The sequence below is a fragment of the Cysteiniphilum halobium genome, assembly GCF_003574425.1.
Lineage (GTDB): Bacteria > Pseudomonadota > Gammaproteobacteria > Francisellales > Francisellaceae > Caedibacter > Caedibacter halobius.
This window is the reverse complement of the sequence record NZ_QLIU01000023.1, coordinates 1-23,814: the sequence shown is the minus strand read 5'-3', so window position 1 is coordinate 23,814 and position 23,814 is coordinate 1. Positions and strand designations below refer to the sequence as shown.

24 protein-coding genes are annotated in these 23,814 nt (G+C 36.4%); 19 read left to right on the top strand and 5 right to left on the bottom strand.

The annotated features are described in order from the left end of the window. Nucleotides 1-21 precede the first annotated feature (21 nt). The gene (gene era, locus DNK85_RS05420; RefSeq protein ID WP_119328557.1) at nucleotides 22-915 is read left to right on the top strand and encodes a GTPase Era; all 894 of its coding nucleotides are present in this window, start codon (nucleotides 22-24) and stop codon (nucleotides 913-915) included. Nucleotides 916-932: 17 nt separating this feature from the next. Further along, complete coding sequence (locus tag DNK85_RS05415) at nucleotides 933-1,991, top strand: HlyD family secretion protein (protein WP_119328556.1); 1,059 nt, start codon at nucleotides 933-935, stop codon at nucleotides 1,989-1,991. On the opposite strand, the gene DNK85_RS05410 is transcribed toward DNK85_RS05415, so the two are convergent. Beyond that, nucleotides 1,992-3,458 carry a POT-type proton-dependent oligopeptide transporter gene (locus DNK85_RS05410; RefSeq protein ID WP_119328555.1) on the bottom strand — a complete coding sequence of 489 codons (1,467 nt, stop codon included), beginning with the start codon at nucleotides 3,456-3,458 and terminating at the stop codon, nucleotides 1,992-1,994. A gap of 175 nt (nucleotides 3,459-3,633) precedes the next feature. Here DNK85_RS05410 and DNK85_RS05405 point away from each other — a divergent pair, with 175 nt between their 5' ends. The 15 genes from DNK85_RS05405 to DNK85_RS05335 all read left to right on the top strand — a co-directional run bounded on the left by DNK85_RS05405 (nucleotide 3,634) and on the right by DNK85_RS05335 (nucleotide 17,662). Next, nucleotides 3,634-4,182, top strand: coding sequence for a KdsC family phosphatase (locus tag DNK85_RS05405; RefSeq protein WP_119328554.1), 549 nt, complete (start codon nucleotides 3,634-3,636; stop codon nucleotides 4,180-4,182). Then, nucleotides 4,182-4,763, top strand: coding sequence for an LPS export ABC transporter periplasmic protein LptC (gene lptC, locus DNK85_RS05400; RefSeq protein WP_119328553.1), 582 nt, complete (start codon nucleotides 4,182-4,184; stop codon nucleotides 4,761-4,763). The genes DNK85_RS05405 and lptC overlap by 1 nt, the downstream gene beginning before the upstream one ends. A 7-nt stretch (nucleotides 4,764-4,770) precedes the next feature. Then, nucleotides 4,771-5,556 carry an LptA/OstA family protein gene (locus DNK85_RS05395; RefSeq protein WP_119328552.1) on the top strand — a complete coding sequence of 262 codons (786 nt, stop codon included), beginning with the start codon at nucleotides 4,771-4,773 and terminating at the stop codon, nucleotides 5,554-5,556. A gap of 10 nt (nucleotides 5,557-5,566) precedes the next feature. Continuing rightward, on the top strand, nucleotides 5,567-6,010 hold the full coding sequence (locus tag DNK85_RS05390; protein ID WP_119328551.1) for a DUF3301 domain-containing protein: 444 nt from the start codon (nucleotides 5,567-5,569) through the stop codon (nucleotides 6,008-6,010). Nucleotides 6,011-6,015: 5 nt separating this feature from the next. After that, complete coding sequence (locus tag DNK85_RS05385) at nucleotides 6,016-6,720, top strand: glutathione S-transferase family protein (protein WP_162896541.1); 705 nt, start codon at nucleotides 6,016-6,018, stop codon at nucleotides 6,718-6,720. A 157-nt stretch (nucleotides 6,721-6,877) separates the two neighbouring features. Next, the gene (locus DNK85_RS05380) at nucleotides 6,878-7,834 is read left to right on the top strand and encodes an adenosine deaminase (RefSeq protein WP_119328549.1); all 957 of its coding nucleotides are present in this window, start codon (nucleotides 6,878-6,880) and stop codon (nucleotides 7,832-7,834) included. 32 nt (nucleotides 7,835-7,866) lie between these two features. After that, nucleotides 7,867-8,712, top strand: coding sequence for a prephenate dehydratase (pheA, locus tag DNK85_RS05375; protein WP_235842378.1), 846 nt, complete (start codon nucleotides 7,867-7,869; stop codon nucleotides 8,710-8,712). A gap of 102 nt (nucleotides 8,713-8,814) precedes the next feature. Further along, on the top strand, nucleotides 8,815-9,906 hold the full coding sequence (locus tag DNK85_RS05370; protein ID WP_119328548.1) for an AI-2E family transporter: 1,092 nt from the start codon (nucleotides 8,815-8,817) through the stop codon (nucleotides 9,904-9,906). Nucleotides 9,907-9,947: 41 nt separating this feature from the next. Next, nucleotides 9,948-11,723: a single-stranded-DNA-specific exonuclease RecJ gene (gene recJ, locus DNK85_RS05365; RefSeq protein ID WP_407919662.1), complete on the top strand. Its 1,776-nt coding sequence runs from the start codon at nucleotides 9,948-9,950 to the stop codon at nucleotides 11,721-11,723. Beyond that, nucleotides 11,720-13,783, top strand: coding sequence for an ATP-dependent DNA helicase DinG (gene dinG, locus DNK85_RS05360; protein ID WP_119328547.1), 2,064 nt, complete (start codon nucleotides 11,720-11,722; stop codon nucleotides 13,781-13,783). The genes recJ and dinG overlap by 4 nt, the downstream gene beginning before the upstream one ends. Nucleotides 13,784-13,944: 161 nt before the next feature. Beyond that, nucleotides 13,945-14,481, top strand: coding sequence for a methylated-DNA--[protein]-cysteine S-methyltransferase (locus tag DNK85_RS05355; protein WP_119328546.1), 537 nt, complete (start codon nucleotides 13,945-13,947; stop codon nucleotides 14,479-14,481). Further along, nucleotides 14,478-14,861, top strand: coding sequence for a winged helix-turn-helix transcriptional regulator (locus DNK85_RS05350; protein WP_119328545.1), 384 nt, complete (start codon nucleotides 14,478-14,480; stop codon nucleotides 14,859-14,861). Before DNK85_RS05355 ends, DNK85_RS05350 begins: the two co-directional genes overlap by 4 nt. A 204-nt stretch (nucleotides 14,862-15,065) precedes the next feature. Then, the gene (locus DNK85_RS05345) at nucleotides 15,066-15,350 is read left to right on the top strand and encodes a hypothetical protein (RefSeq protein WP_119328544.1); all 285 of its coding nucleotides are present in this window, start codon (nucleotides 15,066-15,068) and stop codon (nucleotides 15,348-15,350) included. Between the two features lie 19 nt (nucleotides 15,351-15,369). Continuing rightward, complete coding sequence (gene speB, locus DNK85_RS05340) at nucleotides 15,370-16,323, top strand: agmatinase (protein WP_119328543.1); 954 nt, start codon at nucleotides 15,370-15,372, stop codon at nucleotides 16,321-16,323. Between the two features lie 169 nt (nucleotides 16,324-16,492). After that, a complete protein-coding gene (locus DNK85_RS05335) occupies nucleotides 16,493-17,662 on the top strand; it encodes an MFS transporter (protein ID WP_119328542.1) in 1,170 nt (389 codons plus the stop codon). Between the two features lie 25 nt (nucleotides 17,663-17,687). Here DNK85_RS05335 and DNK85_RS05330 read toward each other — a convergent pair whose 3' ends face one another. The 3 genes from DNK85_RS05330 to DNK85_RS05320 form a co-directional block, all read right to left on the bottom strand. Then, on the bottom strand, nucleotides 17,688-19,148 hold the full coding sequence (locus DNK85_RS05330) for a peptide MFS transporter (RefSeq protein WP_119328541.1): 1,461 nt from the start codon (nucleotides 19,146-19,148) through the stop codon (nucleotides 17,688-17,690). 111 nt (nucleotides 19,149-19,259) lie between these two features. Then, nucleotides 19,260-20,543: a replication-associated recombination protein A gene (locus tag DNK85_RS05325; RefSeq protein WP_119328540.1), complete on the bottom strand. Its 1,284-nt coding sequence runs from the start codon at nucleotides 20,541-20,543 to the stop codon at nucleotides 19,260-19,262. A 2-nt stretch (nucleotides 20,544-20,545) separates the two neighbouring features. Further along, nucleotides 20,546-21,478 carry a Ppx/GppA family phosphatase gene (locus DNK85_RS05320; protein ID WP_119328539.1) on the bottom strand — a complete coding sequence of 311 codons (933 nt, stop codon included), beginning with the start codon at nucleotides 21,476-21,478 and terminating at the stop codon, nucleotides 20,546-20,548. Nucleotides 21,479-21,734: 256 nt separating this feature from the next. Between DNK85_RS05320 and DNK85_RS05315 the strand changes: the two genes are divergently transcribed. Next, nucleotides 21,735-22,190: an Hsp20 family protein gene (locus DNK85_RS05315; RefSeq protein WP_119328538.1), complete on the top strand. Its 456-nt coding sequence runs from the start codon at nucleotides 21,735-21,737 to the stop codon at nucleotides 22,188-22,190. Here DNK85_RS05315 and pyrF read toward each other — a convergent pair. Continuing rightward, a complete protein-coding gene (gene pyrF / locus DNK85_RS05310) occupies nucleotides 22,187-22,957 on the bottom strand; it encodes an orotidine-5'-phosphate decarboxylase (RefSeq protein WP_119328537.1) in 771 nt (256 codons plus the stop codon). The genes DNK85_RS05315 and pyrF overlap by 4 nt on opposite strands. A gap of 325 nt (nucleotides 22,958-23,282) precedes the next feature. Here pyrF and DNK85_RS05305 point away from each other — a divergent pair, with 325 nt between their 5' ends. Beyond that, the gene (locus DNK85_RS05305) at nucleotides 23,283-23,753 is read left to right on the top strand and encodes an aspartyl/asparaginyl beta-hydroxylase domain-containing protein (protein WP_119328536.1); all 471 of its coding nucleotides are present in this window, start codon (nucleotides 23,283-23,285) and stop codon (nucleotides 23,751-23,753) included. Nucleotides 23,754-23,814 lie beyond the last annotated feature (61 nt).

The window sequence follows — 23,814 nt, the reverse complement described above, 5'->3', positions numbered from 1 at the left end:
GGAAACAAAGACAATCATAAGATGAAAAAATGTGGATTTGTCGCCATTATTGGGCGACCAAATGTTGGAAAGTCAACACTTTTAAATCATATTTTAAAATATAAAATTAGTATCACAAGCAGAAAGCCACAAACAACACGTCATCAAATTACCGGCATTAAAACTATTGAAAATACTCAGTTTATCTATGTCGATACACCTGGGCTTCATCAGGATGAACCGCGTGCAATTAACCGCATGATGAACAAGCAAGCAAGTAGTGTAATCAATGATGTTGATGTAATTCTATTTGTGGTTGAAGTCGGTAAATGGACAACTGCAGAAGAATGGATATTGCAAAAGATCGAGTCAGTCAAAGTACCGGTGATTTTAGTGATTAATAAAGTCGACCAATTAAACAATCGTCATGAGGCGGTAGAATTTACTGATGAAATAAAACAAAAATACCCCTTTGCAGCACACTTTCTCATCTCTGCTAAACAAGGACATTTAATCAGTGAATTAGAAGCTAAAATTGAAAGTTATCTGCCTGAAAGTGAGCATTTTTTCTACGCTGAAGATCAAATAACTGATCGTACTGAGCGTTTTATGATGGCGGAAATTATTCGTGAGAAATTAATGCGCACATTAGGTCAAGAGGTACCCTATCAATTAACCGTTGAAATTAACAAAAGTAAGTTTGATGAAGCCCGTCAAATCATGGAAATCTATGCAACTATTTTGGTTGAACGTACTGGACAAAAAGCAATGGTGATTGGTGCTAAAGGACAAAAACTTAAAAACATAGGCAGTGAAGCACGTAAAGACATGGAGTTTATGCTTGGAAAAAAAGTCTTTTTACAGCTATGGGTCAAGGTAAAAGAAGGGTGGTCAGATGATGATCGAGCACTTAAGTCATTAGGTTATGATTTTTAGGATTGGAGTTACTATTAATGAGTGAACATACGACTGACATCTCAAAGAACACAGAGACTCAAGATGAAATGGCACAACCCAAAAAAACCAATAATAAAGCACGGAAAAAATATATTATTTTGGTGGTTGTTATTTTGCTTTGTGTGATCGGTTTCTATGCTTATGTTAAATATACTGAAATTTACCCATCGACTGACGATGCTTACGTCAATGCTGACATCATTTATATGTCAGCACAAGTCACAGGTAAACTTGATAAGCTATATATCAGTAATAACCAAGAAGTTAAAAAAGGTGAGCTATTATTTACGATTGAACCTCAAAGCTTTGAATATGCGCTTGCTAAAGCCAAAGCGGATTTAACATTGGCACAAGAGGAAGTTGCTGCCATTGAAGACTCAATTAACTTACAAAAAGCAAAGCTTAAACAAGCACAAGCGCAGAAATTTGTAGCAGAACAAAAAGAAGCGCGCATTGCCAAACTTGCTGTTCAAGCAATGGTGTCAAAAGAAGATGCTGATGAAGCAAAAGGGGATCTTGAAGTTGCTAATGCCAATGTTAATGCTGCACTTGCAAGTATTGCTCAAGAACAAAAGCAGTTAACGTTGCAACAATCAAAAATTGCTGCAGCTAAAGCGGATATGGCAACGGCATCATTAAATTTAAGTTATACTAAAATTTATGCCCCAGCATCGGGATTTGTTACCAATTTTACTCTACGGCCAGGCTCTCTTATTGCTCAAAATCAAAGTTTATTTGTATTGGTGAGTAATGAGTCTTATTGGTTGGATGCTAACTTCAAGGAAACGCAAATGTCACGCATGAAAGTAGGACAAAAAGCATCAATAGTCCTTGATATGTACCCTAATGTGACATTACAGGGAACAATTCAGAGTATTAGTGAGGGAAGTGGCAGTATATTTTCTTTGTTACCTCCTGAAAATGCGTCGGGTAACTGGGTCAAAGTAGTACAGCGTTTCCCTGTAAAGGTTACTTTAGATCAAAGTGAAGTTAAGAAAGTACCACGTCTACGCGTTGGTGCATCAGCAACCGTAGAAGTAGATACTAAGGAGTAGTCATAAAATCGCTTGTACCTTATTGGCATTGAGCATGCTATTTAGTTTTTTCATCATTAATAAGAAGATAGTGGTAACGACAAAAGCAAGCACAGTCATCACTAAAAATATTTTGGCATACATAGGATTAGTAGCCGCTGCAGTAATATTTTGTGCGTGTTCAGAACCACTTAAAGCAAAATTTGACACAGGACCTGCTAAGTTGATACCAAAAGCAATATTGATAAATAAGTAACCTGTAAACAAACCTTGCTGCTTAGGTTCAATTATCTCCCCTGCCATTGCATAGTTCACAGCATTAACATGAATTTCACCGGCTGAAACAATGAAAAGAAGTAAAATAGGAAAAAGCACGTTGACTATGTGTGTTTTACCAGCAAGTAATATACCTAAAGGGATCATTAAAAAAGCAATAACATACATGCTTAAGCCACGTACCACTAAGAAACCAGGCTGATAAGGGTTCTTTTCTTGTAAGCGTTTTTTCATCATGCTCGCCAAAATAAAGCCAAAGATAATAACACCAAGACTTTCAAAGAGATTGATGGTAGCAGGTTGCATCGGTATACCAAAAAGAGATTTTGACGTGTTAAATTCGACAAAGTTTTCTAAGGCAGTTGATTGTAAGCCTTGGACAAACGCAAATGCCATACTGGCTGAGCTTAAGATAAGGTAAGCATAAATTTTTGTGCGATAACTACTGTGTTGTTTTAGTGCAAAACAAATCATATAAACCAATGCACTAATAAAGGCAATATAAATAAGTATTGAACCAAACTCAGGGTGGTGCATCAAATAGTAGGCAAATAATAAACAAGCAATTACAATTAAAGGGGCAATATAGAAGCGCTTTGGATTAAAGGCAAATGAAGTGACATAATGCGTCTTTTTATCATTTACATGTTTCCAATTAATAAGGTGAATCACAAATGCAATAACTAAACACACTGCAGCAAAGATAAATGCGGCACTGTAGAGATCGCTTCCTTGTAAAACACCAGCCACAAAAAAACTCAAAACAAAGCCTATATTCATACAACTATAGTTGATTGAGAACACAATACGACGACGTGTGTCATCTTGACTAAATAACTGTGTTAACATCATGTTGATGCAACTGACATTCAGACCTGAACCGGTAATAAAAATTGCCATACCGATTAAAATAATCATATGCACATGTATGGCAATAAGAAACAGACCAACAAATTGTAACACCAGACTTACACAAAATAGTGCTCTAAAACTTAAATAGCGCCCACCAACGATACCACCTAGAAAGTGAAACAGAAAATTCAGTGCAAAAAAGCTTGCAGTTAAAGTGTTTGCTTCGATTTTACTCATGCCTGCTTCGCGACTTAAATAGAAGTTTAATAAGCCCATGAGAACCGCGTAACCAACTGTTGAAAAAACTTGGATTAAATTGATATTTAACACACCTTTTGGCATGTCTTTGTAACCTAGCATTTGGGTTCCTTTTTTATGAGTAGATGCAAAGCATACTAATATGCCTTAATTTGATTATGATGCAAAGAGTTTAATTTTTTGAAACGAACTGAATATAGTTAGAGAAATACTGTAAAATGGTTTGCAGGCGGTATATACTGATCCTAGTTTCTAAATAGAATTTTTGTTAATAATAATGGTTCGTGGTGATTTAAAAGAAAGGATAGCAAATATTCAACTGCTTATCCTTGATGTGGATGGTGTTTTGAGTGATGGTAAAATCATTCTAAGCAATGATGGTAACTTGACTAAGAATTTTGATGTTAAAGATGGTTTAGGCATGCTTTTGCTGCAAAAATTTGATGTTAAACTAGCTGTTATTACCGGGAAAACCTCGCAAGTCGTCCAGGATCGCTTAAGTTCCCTTGGGGTACATGATATTTACCAAGGTCAAAAAAATAAAGTTAAAGCTTATGAAGACTTATTAAAGAAACATCAAATAAGTGAGAAAAACGTCGCCTATATGGGAGATGATTTACCTGATTTGACGTTAATGATGAAATCAGCTATTTCTTTTGCTCCTTGTGATGCTATAAATACGGTTAAGACACGTGTTGATTATGTAACAGTACAAAAAGGAGGCTGTGGTGCGGTACGTGAAGTTTGCGATCTTATCTTAGAAAGTAAAGGGCTTTTAGATAAAATTATTGATGACTACATCACCTTTGGTGAGGCGCGAATTTAATGTTTTTTAGTAAGCGTGTATTTTTTACGACCATTGGGCTTGTTATTGTGATTGGCACTAGTGGTTGGTTGGTTGTCAAATCAGCGCAAGAGCAAATCAGTCATGGTGACTTACCAGCGCACTTTGTTGAGAATACTGCAAAAAGTATTACGTATGAAAAATATGATACCAAAGGCTGGTTAGAGTACAAGGCAACCGCAGTTGATGCAACACGTTTTTATAATCAAGATGCAAAACTGAGCACCGTCAACGCGGTATTGTATTCAAAAGACACAAAAGACAAGCCATGGAATATCACAGCAAATTATGCAGATATTACCAATAACAACAATAATATGCACCTATATGGCAATGTCGTGATGTTGCGCGAAGACAATGGCAAAAACTCGCCAGCGATCAAAATTGTCACTGATTCGGTGTATTACGACGATAGTAAAGACTATATGAGTACTGATAAACAAGTCACCATAAGCCAACCGGGTACCCCAAACAATACAATAGGTACCGGTATGGATGGCACACCTAAGAAAGGTGATTTTAAGTTATTGAAAAATGTAAGAAGTTACTATGTAGGGCAATAGAAAAGATATGAAAGACAGTAAAATTAGCAATATTAGGGTAAACCATAAACTATTAAGATATATATTGTGCGGTATTATTCCTTTATTGACACTACAACATGTATTTGCAGATGAACAAGGTAGCTCAATGGATGCAGCTAGCATGTTTGGTAAAAATGCCAGTAGTGATGGTCAAATCACCATTTGTAGTGACAGCTTATCTTATAGTCAGAGTGTACATAAAATTATTTACCAAGGCAATGTGCTTGTTATGCAAACCAAGAATGCAAATATCCAATGCAGTGGCTATAGTGTCCCTAATGAAAATAATAAATGGCCAATATATCAATTTCCTGATCAAAACAAAGAAGATGGAAAAACGGATTACAGCACACTACAGCAAACATCATTAGACTATGCCAAGACCGTATGTAAAAAGCAAAATGGTTGCCGCTTTTTAACCGGTCAGACCCTAACTATTTTGTTTGATAATAAAAACAAACAAGTCCAAGATGTGATTCTAACCTCTACAACACCATATTTGGCTAAGTTTTATTCTTTGCCTTTTCCAAAGCATCCCAAAGAGAAAGGCTCTGATTCAGATCAACAAACAATGTATGCTGAAGGCAGAATAATGAATTTTAATTTACTCAATAGCACACTAACAATACAAGATAAAGCCTATGTTGATCGAGCAGGTAATCGTTTCTCGGGAGATAAGGTACTTTATGACACCAAAAATGGTTTAGTGACGGTACCAAATACAGGGCAGCGAGCAACCGTTATTTTAAACAATTTAAATAGTAGTAAATAAGGCTCATAGCATGAGTATTGGCATTGTGAGTGCAGTTATTCTAATCATTATTGTGATTTTGATCTGGCGCAACTCGATGAAAGCAAGAGAACATGCTGTTTATATAGCAGTTAAAACAGCAAAGCAATGGGATGTGCAGCTATTGGATGATACGGTTTGTTTAACGAAAATACGTTTATCGCGACAAAGCAATGTGGGTAGCATGTGTTTATTTCGTGAATATGCTTTTGAGTATAGTTATGATGGGCTTGATCGCTATAAGGCTTTTTTACAATTTAATGGCAATCAGTTTTTACAAGTTATATCAAATGGTCAAAAAATTACTGTACAAGAGATGCAAAATGCTAAGGTAAATACCAGTGATGTGCAATATAGTAATAATATCATTGACTTAAACGCATATCGTACACATGATACAAAGTCATCTGATAAAGATAATGACAAGAAAGAGTAATGTATATGATTGAACTGCACCAATTCCCTAAATTAGGCGATTTACCAAATGCCAGTCCTTTTTGTATGAAACTTGAAAGCTACCTCATTGCGCAAAAAGCTGATTATAAAAATTTTTATGGTGCTGATTTGAAACGCTCACCAACAGGTAAAATGCCGTATATTAAAAAGCAAGGTAAATTCTATAGTGATAGTAGTTTAATTATTGATTTACTTGAAAACGAAAGTATGGCACCTATGCAGCAGAGTTTGACCGCTGTTGAAAAGTCGCAGACTTTGGCTTATCAGAGATTGTGTGAAGAGCATTTATATTGGGTTTTAGTATATAGTCGCTGGGTCGATGTAGGCGCTGATAACGCATGGCGTAAAATCGTTCAAGAAGGTATAAAGTTACCTAGATTTCTTGTTGGATTAATTTTTAAAGTAATGACCAAGAATGCGACAAAACAAGTGCATGAACAAGGATTAGGGCGTTTAACAAAAGCACAAATTTATCAAAAAGCGGATGAGGATTTATTGGCGTTATCTGAATTTTTGGGTACAAAGACCTATTTTTTTAATGCCTCCCCAAGTTTGTTGGATCATATTGTATATTCTGTAATTGCCAATATTGATCACACACCTTGGCAGAGTCAGTTAAAACAACAACTAACTAACTATCCCAACTTACAAGCACATAGCACACGCATGCTTAAGCAGTTTTTTGCTTAAAAACAAGTAATTTTAGTAATGATGCGCCTCATTTTTTATTACCTATCCCTTTGTCGGAGAGTTCGTGCAGGTGAGGGGTAATTAAACTTACTCTTTACTTATTGCTAAGTAAAAATGAAAAAGAATAAAAAAGTAAAAATAGAGAAAAGAAGAAAATATGTCATATAACTTATCATCTTTATTACAACAGCCTAAAGCTGAATTACACATGCATCTTGAAGGTAGTCTTGAGCCTGAGATGATGTTGAACTTAGCGCAAAAAAATGATGTCAAACTGAAGTACAAAAATCTAGCAGAGGTAAAGAAAGCATATCATTTTAATAACCTGCAAGAATTTCTCGATCTGTATTATCTAGGAATGTCAGTGCTAAAAACGGCTGATGACTTTTATGATGTAACCTATGCTTATTTGCTCAAAGCACAACAAGATCATGTGACACATGCTGAGATTTTTATCGATCCCCAGGCACATTTATTGCGTGGTGTCTCACTTAAGATATTATTTGATGGTATAAATCGCGCCGTCAAAAAAGCGCAAGATGAGCTAAACATAAAAACGCAATTAATTATGTGTTTTTTACGTCATCTATCTGAAAAAGATGCCTTAAATACCTTTGATCAACTAATGGAGTATCGTGATAACTTTATTGGAATTGGATTGGATAGTTCAGAGCTTGGCAATCCGCCACAGAAATTTAAAAATCTCTTTGCGTTAGCACGTAAAGAGAAGCTCCATTTAGTCGCGCATGCCGGTGAAGAGGGGCCCAACGAGTATGTTTGGCAAGCCTTAGATATTTTAGGTGTTGAGCGTATTGATCACGGTAATGCGATCTTAGCTGATAAAGCATTAATAACACGTATTGCTAAAGATAATATTGCTTTAACCATGTGCCCATTATCAAATAAAGCCTTAAAAGTGGTACCTAATCTTGCTGATCATCCAGCACGAATTTTATTAGATAATGGAATCAAAGTTACAATTAACTCTGATGATCCTGCGTATTTTGGTGGCTACATTAATCAAAATTATATTGAGTTGATTGAAGGCTTAACACTGAATACAGCAGAAATTCAACAGTTGATTGCTAATAGTCTGAGTGCCAAGTTTGTTTAAGCATTATTGTAATTATTGTAAAGGGGGTTAATGTGAGTATAGTAATATCTTTTCAAGGGGAAAAAGGCGCCTATTCAGAACAGGCCATTCATAAATTTTATCAAATGCAAAATATGCAAACAATTGAAACTTTATCCTGTTCATCATTTGCACAAGCGTTAGAGTGTGTTGCTGATAAAAAAGCGGATTTTGCGATGATTCCGGTGGAAAATTCAATTGCTGGTAGTGTTATCCCTGCCTATGATGAGCTTATCAAATACAATCTACGCATTCAGCATGAGGTCATTCTAAAGGTTGAGCATTGTTTGATGGTTCATCCTGATGCAGATATCGATAGTATTGAACTGGTACGTTCACATCCACAAGCCTTGGCACAGTGCCAAAATAATATTGCGCGTATGCATTTATCTCCTAAAAATTTTGTTGATACTGCCGGAGCCGCTAAATATATTGCTGAAAAAAAGATTCTTACACAAGCAGCCATTGCCAGTAAGTTAGCAGCGCAAACCTATTCTTTAAAAGTTATTAAAGAGCATTTTGAAGACGAGTCTTTTAATTTCACCCGTTTTTTCTTATTGGGACGCGATGCGTTAAATATGCCATATGAAAAAGGGCAGCTGTATAAATCATCGATCATCTTTACAACACTGCATAAGCCCAATGCGTTAGTCCAAGTTCTTACCTGTTTGTCAGAACACAATATCAATATGTGTAAGATTGAATCAAGACCATCGCGCGCGCGTGCTTGGGATTCAAGTTTTTTCGTTGATTTTGAAGGACATGAAGAACAGCAAAATGTGCAATCTGCATTATTAGCGATCTTAAAGAAAACTTCCTTCTTCAAAAACTTAGGGTGTTATCAATCAGTTACGCTATAGTGTTTAAAAACTCCACCGAATTTGCAATCATGAAACACTATAAAAAGCATGATAATTTGTATACAATTGCTTGTCATTGAATCTTGTAAATAGGTAACTCTTTTGATTAAGTATTTAAGGCAGTGGTATCATAAAAAATTTGATAGCAATGAACCTGCTGTTTTTATTGTCGTTATAGTTATTGCGGTACTCATTATTAACTTTTTTGGTGATCTTTTAGCACCAATTTTAGCAGGTGTAATTATTGCTTATTTGTTAGAAGCCGTTGTGTCTTTTTTATCTAAAGTATTAAAGCTTAACCGTAATATAGCGGTTTACATTGTATTTTTAGTCTTTATTGCTTTAGTGATTATGTTATTACTATTTGTGTTACCAGCATTGATGCGCCAAGCAGGCCAATTTGTACAAAATATTCCACAGCAAATGAATAACCTACATGCCAGTTTACTTGAGATATCTAAAAAATATCCAACGATTATTACACCTGAGCAGATCAAAGAAGCAATCAGTACTATTTCGAATATCAAGATGGATAAAATTGCAGGGATTAGCCAATATCTAATTAAATTCTCATTAGCTTCATTATCCAGTATATTTACTTGGTTGGTGTATTTATTTATCGTGCCATTATTGGCATTTTTCTTTTTGAAAGATAAAAATCGTATTGGTAAGTGGTTTGTCAATATGTTGCCTAAAGAACGTGGTGCACTCGAAGAAGTGTGGGCAGATGTGCGTCCTCAGTTGGGTAATTATGTCAAAGGTAAAACGATTGAATGCTTGATTGTCACTGTGGTGACGTATATTGGCTTTATTGTGTTTGGGTTGAATTACTCTCTATTATTGGCAATTTGTGTTGGTTTGTCCGTTTTTATTCCTTATATTGGGATGGTCATTGTAACCATTCCTGTGGTATTGATTGGTATTAGTCAGTTTGGGTTTAGCTCTGATCTTTTTTATATGCTTTTGGTTTATTTGATCATTCAAGGCTTAGATGGTAACTTATTGGTACCACTATTGTATTCCGAAGCACTGAGTCTTCATCCGGTAGCCGTGATTGCCTCTGTTCTTATCTTTGGTGGAATATGGGGATTTTGGGGCTTGTTTTTTGCAATTCCACTCGCGGCACTTATAAACTCTGGTGTTAAGATGTGGACCCGACGCAATATCAATAATAAAAAGCCTAAGGAAGCCTAATGGCTGGAGTGATGGCCAAAGAGAGATTAAAACGTCCAGAGATTACAATTCAACTGCGTCCATTTCATCGTAAAGTACATCAAGTACTACTTGAACATAAGATTGATAGTTTTATTGCTAGCATTATCGCAAGACGCATTGATAATCCTGAGCATGCTTTAAAGTTTGCCAACTTAAAGCTTAAGTTTCTAACTTCACCACATTTATTAAAAGATGCGACAAAGGCTGCAAAACGTATTATTCAAGCATTAGAAGGTGGCGAAGTCATTGGACTTGAAACCGATCATGATTGTGATGGACAAACATCACATGCTATTTTGCATGAAGCATTAAGCAAGATTTTTAATCATCCAGTTGATAAAATTCACTCATATATTGGGCATAGAATGGAAGAAGGCTATGGCTTATCCGATAAGCTTGCGCAACGTATTTTAGATGATGACATGCGTCCGACATTGATAATCACCGCTGATAATGGTTCAACTGATGAAGTGCGTATTGCATTATTAAAGTCACAAAATATCGATGTGATTGTTACTGATCATCATGCAATTCCTGAAGAAGGGGTGCCACAAAGCGCTTATGCCGTTTTGAACCCAACACAAAAGGGTTGTCAGTATAATGATCCATTTATTGCTGGATGCATGGTTGCTTGGCTATTAATGGCAGAAGTCAGACGACTATTATTGCTTGAAGGAAGACCGATCAATAGTAATTATCAGTTAACGGATCTACTTGATTTCGTTGCTGTTGGCACAGTGGCTGATTGTGTATCTATGGCAAAAAGTATTAATAATCGCGTTGTGGCTTATTATGGTATGCACAAAATTTCCCAGCTAACACGTAGCTGTTGGAGTAGTTTTAGTGATCATTTTCATCACAAAGTTGATAGTGAGTTTTTGGGCTTTGTGATTGCACCTTTACTCAATAGTGATGGGCGCATGTCTGATGCCTTAAGCTCAGTGAGTTTTTTATTAAACGAAGATCACCAAAAAACCAAACAATGGGTTGAGTTCTTACAGCAGCAGAATAATCATCGCAAAGCCATTCAAAAAGAAATGACGACCAAAGCGATGAGTGAAGCCTCAAAGCAATATGCAAAGGGTGCCTCAAGTATTTGTGTATATCTTGATGATGGGCATGCTGGGGTGCATGGCATTTCGGCAAGTCGCATTAAAGATAGCTTCGGACTGCCCACTATTTTATTCTCACCTAAGCAAGGGGAAGATGATATTATCACCGGATCAGCACGCAGCATTGATGGGTTAAACATTAAAGCCGTTTTGGATCTTATTCATCAAAATACGACAGATATGCTTATCAAATATGGTGGACATACTGGGGCTGCTGGATTAACCATTTATAAAGAAAAGTTTGTAGAATTTTCTAAAATTTTTAATGATTACTGTCAAAAAGCGATTGTTGAAAATAATATTGCTGCCACGCCAATTATTTATTGTGACGGTGAGTTAAATGCCGAGGAGTTCACGCTTAAACATGTTGAAAAATTTGCTTTACTTGAACCTTATGGTCGCGAGTTTGAAGCACCTGTTTTTTGTAATAAAGCAAGTATTTATAGTTTTAAATGGGTGGGTAAAGAAAGCCAGCACCTACAATTAATGCTCACCATTCACGGTAAAACACTTAAAAGCATCTGGTTTTTTGCTGATGAGTATTTAAGTGACACAGACATTAAAGTGGGTGATGAAGCTCAAGTGGCGTATCGTTTATCGAAAGAATATTTTAATGGTCAGACTTATGTGAGCTTAAAGATCGTGCACTTGGCTAAGTTGACGCATCAAAGGCAAATATTATGACTGCACAAAGTGTCGGATATACAGAGCTTAATATCAAAAAACTGTTTGAAGAAGCCGGTTTATATGTGCGTGATGCACAGTTGACAATGATTGAAGCAGTTAAAGAAACATTGATCAACAATGAAAAAATTGTTATTGAAGCGCCAACGGCAACCGGTAAAAGCTTTGCTTATTTGCTCGGTGCGCTTTTAGCAAATGAAGTACGCGCTAAACAAGGGCAAGAGAAGTTATCAATTGTTGTATCAACGGCAACGGTAGCGTTGCAAGAGCAGCTGATTGATAAAGATTTGCCGTTTATTCATAAGCTTATGCAACACCATAAAATTGAGTTTAGTTATCAATTGGCAAAAGGGCGCTCGCGCTATTTATGCCCACGTAAATTGCATCACTTTGATAGTGATGATAGTGGCTTGCAAAAAGAAGCAGAAATGCTAGATCAGCGCTTAAGCAAAGATTGGGATGGCGATTTTGATTTGTTGGATAAACCGGTTTCTAAAGCATTGATGAGTGAAATTTATAACACCAGCAGTTCGTGTTCGTTTAGCCGCTGTGAATATTATCGCGAATGTCCTTTTTTTAACGCGCGCCAAGGCTTACGCAAAGTGGATATTATCGTTGTCAATCATAGCTTGTTATTGTCACACCTTGATCTTGGTGATGGTGCGATTCTACCTAAATTTGAAGACAGTCTTTATATTATTGATGAGTGTCATCATTTGCCTGATCGGGCATTAAGATCACTTTCTGGTTTTGCTTCCTTACTTGGCTCGCAAACATGGATTAATGATGTTGATAAACTCTTAAATGGTTTACCCTCTGAGCTTGCCGATCGTGCCATGCGTGAGAATTGGAAAGAAGTGCGTAAAAATCTCATTCAGCAGCTAACTCAAATGCAGCAGCTAATAGATCCGATGTATGCTACTGCAATAAGAGAAGAAAATGTTTGGCGCATGACCCATATTACGGATGAGATGCTTCGGCTTGCCACATCCATCAAAGAGGATGCTGCTTTTTATATGAATCAGTGTGATAAGCTCAAAACGAAGCTTGATGATTTTGCCGAGAAAAGTCAGATTCATTCAGCCAGTAGTTTGGAGAAGCAATTCACACAAATTGGCTTTTTATTAGAGCGCTCAAAAAACCTCTACAATGTCTGGTCATTGATGATTAATCAAGAGACGATGCCACCAATTGCCAAATGGATTTTCCCGCATGAAAAGAAAGTAAAACATGAAGAAGTGCAAACGGATATGTTGGCAACTCATTTTCAAGATTATGATATTCATGCCTCACCGATTGAAGCTGCTTCATTATTAAAACAGGTCTTTTGGCAAAATGTACAACATGGTTTGGTGATGTGTTCAGCTACCGTGCGCTCACTGGGCAAATTTGATCGCTTTTTAAATGCCACATCCCTTAAAAAAGAGGCCAAAACCTTGCTTTTATCCTCACCGTTAAATTATTCCAAATCAAAGCTAATTATTGCTGATATGCAGTATGAGCCAGCGCAACAAGACAAACATATTGAAGAAACAGCCAGGCTCCTTAATGAAGTCTATTTTAAAGACTTACATGAAGGCGCTTTGATGCTTTTCACCAGTATTCATGCGATGGAAAAGGTCTATATGCGCTTAAACAGTGCCCTTAAGAAAATAACGCTTATTCAGGGCGATCGCTCAAAGCAGGCAATGATTGCCATTCATAAAAAGCGCGTTGATCAATTTAAACCATCGATTATTTTTGGTGTCGATAGCTTCTCTGAAGGTGTTGATTTGCCAGGCGCTTATTTAACACGATTGATTATTCATAAATTGCCATTTTCTGTGCCAACGAATCCAATTGACAAAACACGCTCTGAATGGTTAGAGTCGATTAAGCGTAAACCCTTTATGGATATATCACTGCCACAAGCATCATTAAAGTTAACACAAATGGTAGGGCGTCTGGTGCGTACAGAGGCAGATATTGGAGAGGTAATCATTTTGGATAAGCGCTTAAAAACCAAGTTTTATGGTAAAGCACTTTTAGAGAATTTGCCTGATTTTGAAATTGTAAAATGATAAAATTGTGACATAGTAATGATGTATAAATAACTTCTTTGTGATGAGTATCCACCTCGCCCCTTATGGGATTGCTCATGCAGCTTAAGCTGCACGGGTGAGGGGATGTTAAAACTCAGCTTATTTTTGATTCATTACATAGTAAAACGAAAGGGAAAACCATGAAAAGAATTCAGAAATTTTTCAAACTTCTACCTAAGCAAACAGTCTATGATAAGCTGAATTCACCCGTTGGCGAGCTTATTTTATTTGCATCAAATAAAGGACTTCATCATGTCTTTTGGGAACACGAAGCACAGTTAGAAGCTTTTCAGATGGGTATTCAATCATTTAAACAAAATCTTAACCATCCAATAATCATTAAAGCAAAAACTCAATTGACTGAATATTTCAAAGGCAAACGTCAAGTATTTGATATTCCATTATGCCCACATGGCACAGACTTTCAGCTAAGTGTCTGGCAAGAGCTTCGTAATATTCCTTATGGCAAAACCATAAGCTATGGCGAGCAAGCAAGGCGCTTGGGTAATAAAAACAAAGCGCGCGCTGTTGGACTTGCCAATGGTTTAAACCCGATTTCAATTATTGTGCCATGCCATCGAGTCATCGGCAGCAATGGCAGTTTAACCGGCTTTGGTGGGGGATTAGATAATAAGGCGAAGTTGTTGGAGCTTGAGAGGGGCAAGGAAAATATATGACAACCTTCCACCCATATGAAAACAAAACCACGGAATTTAAGCGCGAGCTTAATGATAGGCTGGAAAAGGAAGTGGTTGCCTTTTTGAATATGGAGGTTGCTTTTCCTTATGATCGTGATTATTTTAAATCATTGGCAGAGAGCGATTTCGACAAAATCGCAAAAACGCCGGTGAAAAAGTGGGGTGAAAAGTGGGGTGAAAATGAAAGCAAAGTTTTGGCATTGATTTCATATAGCAATAAGATAAGCATAGTAGCTATCGCAGAAGAAACAGGGTTAAGCACCTCAGGTGTGGAGAAAATAATCAGCCGTCTTAAAAAGCAAGGTGTTATCAAGCGGATTGGTTCAGCCAAAGGTGGTTACTGGGAGATCATTATATGAAACAAAACCAATTTACAGAACAACCTAAGAGGTGAAGTGCTTGACCCTGTGGATAAATGCGCCAAGGCATTACAAGGCATTAGATGATTTTAATCAATATATTTGTAGTCATCCTCAAGTGGATAATTTAATATTGCCAATCAGACACAGATTACATCTAATCATTAAAAAATAAGAAAGTAAAAAAATAAAAAAGTACATGCGATGAATACAACGATTAACCATTTTGTAATGCAATCCATTCAGGCCAGTGATGATAATGCACCTATTGCCATTTTTTTGTTGGGTGCCAACGGTTCAGGCAAAAGCTCATTACGTGCGTATTTAGATTTATCAAATATCCAAACGAATATTGATCCTGATGCACTTAATCGCATTGCGATGTTAAAAAATAAAGACAATCCATTTTCACGTTATCACGGGCAAGCGGTTCAATACGAGAAAATATTGTCTTGGGCTCATCATATTTACACACAAATTAATCAATGAATAAAAGGAAAGAGTATAAATGAGCGAATTAGTTGATGCAGCCATTGCGCGTAAAGCGCTAAAAGGATCACAATTTGAGATGACCTATGGTGGGGTAACGAGTTTTATGCGTCGCAACTACACCAAAGATCTGACAAATGTTGATGTTGCTGTCAGTGGTGTGCCTTTTGATTTGGCAGTTACCTATCGCTCAGGTGCACGCTTAGGACCAAGAGCCATACGCGCGGCATCAGTACAACTTGCAGAGCTTACTACATTTCCATGGGGTTTTAATCCTTTTGATGAGTTGGCAGTTATTGATTATGGTGATTGTTTTTTAGATCCACACAATCCGCTGACGACACCTCATGCCATAGAAACGCATATTAGAAACTTACTTGATCACAATGTTTTTCCATTAACCTTTGGTGGTGATCATTATATTACCTATCCTATTTTAAAGGCGATGGCGGAAAAATACGGCAAAGGTTTGTCAGTGATCCATTTTGATGCACATTGTGATACGTGGCGCGATGATGATGAAGATTCCTTAAATCATGGAACAATGTTTTATAAGGCGATTAAAAATGGCATTGTTGATCCTAAATATTCGGCACAAATTGGCATTCGCACGTGGAATCAAGACTTTATGGGGATGAATGTACTGGATGCGCCTTTTGTCCATGAGCATGGCGTTAACACAGTAATTGAGCGTGTAAAACAGATTGTCGGTGATAGACCAACGTATATTACTTTTGATATTGATTGTTTGGATCCGGCATTTGCACCAGGCACTGGCACTCCTGTAGCAGGGGGGTTAAGCTCAGCGCAAGGACTAGCTATTTTGCGTGGATTAACCGGTTTAAATTTGATTGGTGCTGATGTGGTTGAAGTTGCACCTGCCTATGATCATGCTGAAATTACAGCGATTGCTGCAGCACATGTTGCCTGTGATATGATTTGTCTTTTAGCGCATGATAAAAAGGCTCTGTGAACCAACTTTTTTACCTTAGCAGCTACTATCAAGGTCACGGGTTATTGGTTATACGGCAAATAATTTAACATAATATATATTATGCGAATAATATTATGTTTGTAATTTATCTTGTTAATTGAATGAAATTAATTATTATTATAATTTTGAATGACTGAACTATTTAATCATGATTGATAAATCTAAGACACTTATTGCACTTTTACTTTGTACGCCTATTTTTGGTATTGGTATTGATCTTTACACACCATCTTTGCCACACATGAGTGCTTATTTTAATAGCACGGCAACAGCAACTAAGTTAAGCATCAGTTTATTTATGCTTGGTGCATTTATTGGCATGATTGTTTTTGGCACGATTGCTGATAGCTTGGGTCGACGCAAAATTGTCTTATGGAGCTTAGGACTTAATATGATATTTAATATTGCTATTGCACTATCACCCTCTATGTCTTGGGTCATTATTTTTCGTTTTATTACTGGTGTTTGCGCAGGAAGCGTGTCATCGATGAATCGTGCACAAGCCACTGATATTTTTAATGCGCAAGAGATGAAAAAAGTCTCCTCATCAATGACCATTGCCTGGGGGCTTGGGCCTATTTTAGCGCCATTTATTGGTGGTTTATTACAGGAGTATATTTCATGGAAAGCAAGTTTTGTGTTTTTGGCTTTTTACTCCTTTATTCTAATGGTATTTGTTTATCGCTATGTGCCAGAAACTCACATACATAAGCATAAATTAAGCTTATCTGAAGTATTTGCTAATTATAAATTAGTTCTAAGCTGTCAGCAGTTTTTAGGTGCTACTTTACAAAGTGGCGTGCTATATATGCTGCTGCTTTATTTTGGGATTATTGGCAGTTTTTATATCCAAGAAATATTACATTATTCTGCGGCAAGCTTTGGTTATATATCTTTATTTATTGGTATTGCTTATTTTACTGGAACGATTGTCAGACGCGTATTAAGCTTTGTTGATGATAAAATTTTAATGAATATATCATTTGTTATTTTACTGACTAGTAATATTGTATTTCTTATTATGAGCTTTGTCTTTAATCAAAGCCTTGTAATATTGCTTATCAACATCTTTATAGCCTGCTTTCTTGTCGGTATTTTATATCCAATTTACCTGAGTAAAACCTTAAGCTTATTCCCACAATTGGGTGGCACCGCAGGTGCAATTACCGGAGCTTCAGTCATGCTAATAATTAGTGCGATGACATCCGTTGCCAGTCTTTTTCGTATCCATACGCTGACTGAATTTGTGGTACTTTATCTTGTAACTATTATCCTCGTTGTCATTATTCAAATGCTAACAGGGACAAAAAAAGCATAAATTCAAGAGTAAACACCCTACTTCTTTACTTTAACTCAACTTGGTATTTGTCAGCCCAGCGCTGCATAAGGTAAGCAAATACTACATAGATTATACCCAAACCAATACAGATTAACCCAACCCAAAAGAAATAAGACATGTAAGTCGGTAAACTCTCTAGTGGATTGACTTTACCATCAGGCATTGCAACTAATTGCCCTAACTTTCCTGCAAGTGCTCCACCTGCAGCTAATGCCAACATAAAAAAGCCCATACCAAGTGTGACAATTTCTTTTCTAAAGTATAATGCAACAAGTGAGAAGCCAAGAGCGGCAACAAGTAGCTCAGCTAAGGCGGCAAAGATATAAAATAAAATCATCCAGTTACCATTGATATAGCCATCTTTAGCACTTAACAAACAAATTATAAACAATACAATAAAAGCGATGCCCGAGATAATGGTACCTAGTGCATATTTGTAAGGAATTGTTGAAAATTTGGTGCGCTTTGATCGTTGATATAATATCGCCAAAATAGGGCTTAAGATAACTAACCACAATGCATCTAATGAAGCATAAGTCGCAGGAGAGACATTCAGACCAAATAAGGTTAAGTGTACATTATGCTTGGCAAATAATACTAAAGTTGAAAACATCTGGTTATAAATCACAAAGTAAACGATTGCTTCAATGATTAATAATACACCAATAATTTGCATAAAGCGTACTTTGATATCTGTCACTTTCATTGCATCTTGCAGCATGTAAATAAACATCACAATACAGAGCACAATAATCAGATAAAACGAAATATCCGTTATTTGAAATAATAAATAGCAAACTACTATTTGTACTAAAGATCCTAAGATAATCATAGTGATGATTTTAAGATTGATATGTTCACCATCACGCTCACCATTAACATCTTTTAATAATTGATAGCGCAATGCATAGTTTAGTAGTGACACAATCATACCTAGTACTGAGATTCCAAAAGCCGCAGAATATCCGGTATGTTCAGCAATAATTGGTGTGATTGCAATCCCAAGAAAACTACCGATATTAACACCCATGTAATACAGCGTAAAAGCTGAATTTGAACTGGCTACATTATTGCTAAATATCTTGGAGATTAATGCAGTCGGTGCTGGTTTAAAGAAGCCATTACCAACAATAATAAAGGATAATGCCCACATGACGGTATTTAGATTATGTGTCAATGCCAAGATACCATAACCAATAAAAAGCATAATGCCGCCTGCGACTAAAGCACGCTTAATGCCAATGTATTTATCGGCAATATAGCCGCCAATCGTTGGTGTTAAGTAAAGTAATGCGGCAAAGATGCCGAAAATCAGATAGGCCTTAGATTCATCAAGATGCTCTGCGGTGATAAATAATAAAAACAATGACTGGAAGCCATAAAAAGCATAACGCTCCCATAGCTCCATAAACCAGATCACGCCGAACTGACGTTTGCTTAAATTTTTTTGATGTTTTCTGTCCATTATTGATTGAATTCTCAGAAGTTTTTGTACGTGATAATTATATTCTAATCACAAATGTTGAACAAAGAGACTTAATAATGGCGAGATTTAATCACTTTGTAAATAGCTAATTTAGGATTTGTGCTTCGATTTTAAATATAGGAGTTTTTGGGCGATTTTACTTTCAAGTCCCCTATCCGTTGGATAGTAATATTGGTGAGTTACACCTTCCGGTAAATAACGTTGATTAACATACGCATCAGGAAAGTCATGTGGGTATTTATAGCTTTGTCCTATTATTTCTCCGGCGGGTTTCACATTACGTAAATGCATTGGTACACTGACATCTGAATGGTTTTTCAAATCACTAAAAACATTTTTATATGCCATATAGGAGGCGTTGCTTTTAGGCGCTGAGGCCAGGTAAATTGCTGCTTGAATCAATGGCAGGCGCCCTTCTGGCAAACCTAATCGCTCATAAGATTGCCATGCATCTAATGCAATATTAAGTGCGCGTGGATCGGCATTACCAATATCTTCTGATGCAATGCATAACATACGCCTTGCAATCACCAAAGGATCAGCACCACTTTCGATCATATTAGCAAGCCAGAAAATCGCAGCATCTGGATCAGAGCCACGCACTGACTTATGAAATGCCGATAATTGATCATAAAAATAATCACCTTGCTTATCGAGTTTATGTGCGTTTTCACCCAGTGCAATATTTAAAAGTTCATCATTTAACTCAATTGGTTTTTGCCCACTGGTGTCCGCCATTAAAAAGAGCATTTCAAGAACGTTAAGTGCTTGCCGGCAATCCCCTTTGGCATAATGATATATTTTCTCAATGACTGTATCGGGTAATATTAGCTTGTGTGTTGATAAAATATCATCATAGATTAATACATATTGCAAAAGATCACTGATATCCTCAAGAGATAATGGCTTTAAGCGCAGCACGGTTAAGCGCGATAATAGTGCGTTATTAACTGAAAAAAATGGATTCTCCGTGGTCGCACCAATTAAAATTAAATCACCACTTTCAACATGAGGTAATAACGCATCTTGTTGTGATTTATTAAAGCGATGAATCTCATCTAAAAATAAAACCGTCGCTTGCTTATGCTTAGCAAAATGCATTTTTGCGGACTCCACGGCAAGCTTAATGTCTTTAACACCGGCACTGACTGCAGATAGCTCTATAAAGTGATAGGAAAGCTCTAGTGCCAACACTTTGGCTAAAGTCGTTTTACCAACTCCAGGATCACCATAGAAGATCATCGACACAATATGTGATTTATCAAGCATCCGTGTTAGTATTTTTTGCTCACCCAATAAGTGTCGTTGCCCGACATAATTCTTGATGTTTTTAGGGCGCATCCGATAGGCTAACGGTGCTTGAACATATGACATCACTACTCCTTATTGTTTTGATAGTTATTAACGATTTCGTATAATATCCCCTCACGCAATGCGCCATCTGATTTCAACATTTTCTTAATTGATAAACGGTTAAACAGTGCATAGAGCACACAAAATCCACCGGCTAAAATGTTCTCTCGATCAGCTCTTAAACCATTAAAGTGAATATTGGCAACCACTTTTTTTTGTAAAAGCTCAGCGGCTAAGTTCTCTAAAACCTCACGTGTAATGCTGCCATCTGACCAGTTGTTTGCTAATGCTAAATCTGCAATGGAGCGAATGGTACCAGAGGATCCCAAAACAACCTCCCAACCTTTTTGAATGTACTCTGCAGCAATCGGTTCAATCAGGGTATGTGCGTGTGTAATCGCTTGTGTCATATTGGATAAGCTTAATAAACCGTCATTAAAGAACTGGTTTTGCATGCTGACACAACCCATTTCAAGACTAACCAATGCCTTTAGATTCTGCCCCTTACCAATGACCAACTCTGTTGAACCACCACCAATATCAATAATCAAGGCTTGCTTCTTTTTGGCTTGGGTTACGGATGAAGCACCTACATAGACAAGACGGGCTTCTTCCTCACCTGAGATAACTTCAATTTTGGTTTTTAAAATATGCTGAGCTTCTGCTAAAAAGTCTTGAATATTGTCCTGTGCCTTACGTAATGTATATGTGCCAACAACTTTGACTTCATCCACCTGATAATGATCAATCGATAAAGCAAAGTTTTGCAAACACTCCAAAGCACGGGTTTTGGCTTCATCAGTAAGCCCCATCTCATCGGTGAGCCCCGCTCTTAACTGTACTTTGCTTTTTCCACGGTAGAGTTCTTTGATATCACCTTCGGTTGTCACCTCGGAAATCAGCATATGAAAACTATTAGAGCCCAAATCGATTGTCGCTACTTTTTTACTCGACATAATGTATTATTTTTCCTAACTTTTGCTATCCATTGGCATCATAGCATAGGCAGTGGTAATGCCAAAGATATTCATTTTTATCTGACTTAAATACAGATTAATTTTATATAAAAGGTGAAATTTTTCCTTGAAATCATAATTTTACACCCTATTTATCAAATCGTAATACGCCAAACGGGTATTACAAAACCTTTTGAGTCATATGACTATGACTTCAAAACAACTAGAAAAAACTTGCTAAATTAGGAGTAAAATTATGAATACATTAGATGCACTTGTTAGAAATGCTATTGGTTTTGATCGCTTATTTGCGCTGGCTGAAACTGGCAAACCAACCAGTTATCCTCCTTATAATATTGAGGTTTTAAGTGAGCATGATTACTTAATCAGCATGGCAATTGCAGGCTTTAAAGAATCTGAGATTGATATTGTTGTTCATCAAGGAAAGTTAACCGTTACTGGTAATAAAGATGAAGATAGTAAAGAGCGTAAATTCATTCATCGCGGGATCGCTGAGCGCTCATTTACACACACTTTCGAGCTTGCTGATCATATTGAGGTCAAAGATGCGCAATTTGAAAATGGTATATTAAACATTGCTTTAGTCAAAGAGATTCCAGAAGCAATGCAACCAAAGAAAATTAAAATAAATTCAAATGCTCAAAATATTCAAAATACACAAAGTACTAAAACACTTGAAACAATCGATTAATTAACTGCTGAGTGGCTTATATTACCTAATAACTTCCATGCTTGTTCTTTATAATCACAAGCTGCTTTTTGCGGATTTTCGGCGCCATAAATGCCGCGACCAACAATAATAATATCTGATTTTTTGTGGGTGATAACGTGTTGAGGGGTATTGTAATTTTGCCCTAAGTTGTCACCATTGGATGCAAAATTCACCCCTGGTGTCATTGTCACCAAATCATTATCTTGACTTAACTTTTCTTGGGCGATAAAGCCCATGACAAAGTCTTTATTTTGTTCAGCTTCAACAACGGTTTTTTGTGTATATTCATCAGTAAATAGATTACCCTTACTACTCATTTGTGCCAAAAGTAGCAAGCCAATATCACGTCCTTTACAGCCCTCTTTTAAACCATCAATAATGCCAACACCAGGCAGAAGATGGGCATTAATAATATCCGCCCATTTGGCAATATGATAAATTCCATCACGCACTTGATGACAAACAGTATTACCAATATCAGCAAACTTACGATCTTCAAAGATAAGAAAACCCGCTTCATCAGCGATTTGACGTAATTCTTGTGTTAATTGAGGTGTGAAATTAAAGATAATATCAATATGTGTTTTCAAAATAGCAATATGATCTGCTGTTTTTTCAACAAGCTTTAATAGTGATTTGCTATCAGTGACATCAGCCGACAGGGCTAAATTGGTTTTTTTGTTTTGTACAATTTTGTGTAATTTCTGCGTGACTGGATGCAATGATTGGGCGTAAGGAAATGGCATGTGCTCAAAACTAACTATACAAGTGATTTGAGCGCAAACTATAGCATAGGCGCTTTTTGGCGTCTATGAAGGACGCTGATTATTTTCATTATTTATTTTGTAAAAACATCAAAATAAACCTATATAACGTGAACTTAAACACATTAGAAAAACTAAACTTTCATTTAGAATATATTAGTTTACTGTAATTATTTTACATGCAAATATGTCATCAACTTAGCGATTAATCAAAAGTATTTAGACTTAAATCTGATTACACTTGATTAATATTGGCTTTTAAAGAAAAGTCAAACATGTTTAAATCTGAAATACTAAGGAATCTTATATGACAGAGTATAACGAATATCATCTTAATCCTGAGAGTTATAGTTTCTTAAAAATCTTCTCAGATAATTGGACAATTCTAAAAGAAGAATATGAAAGTTTTCTTAAAGATAGTGTAATTGACATTGCTAAAGCAGGAGCCTTTATGACCCCACGTAGTAATACTTTAAAGGCGAAAAAAGGCTCAATATATAGTGCATTTACCTTGTATACACAAGGCATGCCTTTAGAAAGTTTTATTAATAAATATCAATTATCATGGCCTGATTTTAGCAAATCAGAGGTGATAGAAATCCTAGAATATATAACAAATAATCATTTTAAAAAAACTAATCAATTAATAAAGCAAGCATCTGTGGATTCTGATCACTGCTTAAGAAACGTTTTATTTTCAGTCTTAAAGCCAGGGACTGATATTAAAATGCATGTTAATTCTCTGTACACGAAGAAAAATTTGCAAATTGCTGCTTGAAGCGTTATTTTTTCTTGATTTGCACACCATGAAAAAGCACCTCAAACAGCTGACAAATAGT

Bases quoted from the DNA above. Each gene is read 5' to 3' on its own strand.
- pyrF (WP_119328537.1), bottom strand. From the start codon at position 22,957: ATGCCATTTCCTTACGCCCAATCATTGCATCCAGTCACGCAGAAATTA.
- DNK85_RS05385 (WP_162896541.1), top strand. From the start codon at position 6,016: ATGATTGAACTGCACCAATTCCCTAAATTAGGCGATTTACCAAATGCC.
- DNK85_RS05335 (WP_119328542.1), top strand. From the start codon at position 16,493: ATGATTGATAAATCTAAGACACTTATTGCACTTTTACTTTGTACGCCT.
- DNK85_RS05390 (WP_119328551.1), top strand. From the start codon at position 5,567: ATGAGTATTGGCATTGTGAGTGCAGTTATTCTAATCATTATTGTGATT.
- DNK85_RS05350 (WP_119328545.1), top strand. From the start codon at position 14,478: ATGACAACCTTCCACCCATATGAAAACAAAACCACGGAATTTAAGCGC.
- DNK85_RS05345 (WP_119328544.1), top strand. From the start codon at position 15,066: ATGAATACAACGATTAACCATTTTGTAATGCAATCCATTCAGGCCAGT.
- DNK85_RS05355 (WP_119328546.1), top strand. From the start codon at position 13,945: ATGAAAAGAATTCAGAAATTTTTCAAACTTCTACCTAAGCAAACAGTC.
- DNK85_RS05395 (WP_119328552.1), top strand. From the start codon at position 4,771: ATGAAAGACAGTAAAATTAGCAATATTAGGGTAAACCATAAACTATTA.
- DNK85_RS05305 (WP_119328536.1), top strand. From the start codon at position 23,283: ATGACAGAGTATAACGAATATCATCTTAATCCTGAGAGTTATAGTTTC.
- DNK85_RS05315 (WP_119328538.1), top strand. From the start codon at position 21,735: ATGAATACATTAGATGCACTTGTTAGAAATGCTATTGGTTTTGATCGC.
- speB (WP_119328543.1), top strand. From the start codon at position 15,370: ATGAGCGAATTAGTTGATGCAGCCATTGCGCGTAAAGCGCTAAAAGGA.
- DNK85_RS05405 (WP_119328554.1), top strand. From the start codon at position 3,634: ATGGTTCGTGGTGATTTAAAAGAAAGGATAGCAAATATTCAACTGCTT.
- era (WP_119328557.1), top strand. From the start codon at position 22: ATGAAAAAATGTGGATTTGTCGCCATTATTGGGCGACCAAATGTTGGA.
- DNK85_RS05410 (WP_119328555.1), bottom strand. From the start codon at position 3,458: ATGCTAGGTTACAAAGACATGCCAAAAGGTGTGTTAAATATCAATTTA.
- DNK85_RS05320 (WP_119328539.1), bottom strand. From the start codon at position 21,478: ATGTCGAGTAAAAAAGTAGCGACAATCGATTTGGGCTCTAATAGTTTT.
- DNK85_RS05415 (WP_119328556.1), top strand. From the start codon at position 933: ATGAGTGAACATACGACTGACATCTCAAAGAACACAGAGACTCAAGAT.
- dinG (WP_119328547.1), top strand. From the start codon at position 11,720: ATGACTGCACAAAGTGTCGGATATACAGAGCTTAATATCAAAAAACTG.
- lptC (WP_119328553.1), top strand. From the start codon at position 4,182: ATGTTTTTTAGTAAGCGTGTATTTTTTACGACCATTGGGCTTGTTATT.
- DNK85_RS05330 (WP_119328541.1), bottom strand. From the start codon at position 19,148: ATGGACAGAAAACATCAAAAAAATTTAAGCAAACGTCAGTTCGGCGTG.
- DNK85_RS05380 (WP_119328549.1), top strand. From the start codon at position 6,878: ATGTCATATAACTTATCATCTTTATTACAACAGCCTAAAGCTGAATTA.
- DNK85_RS05325 (WP_119328540.1), bottom strand. From the start codon at position 20,543: ATGTCATATGTTCAAGCACCGTTAGCCTATCGGATGCGCCCTAAAAAC.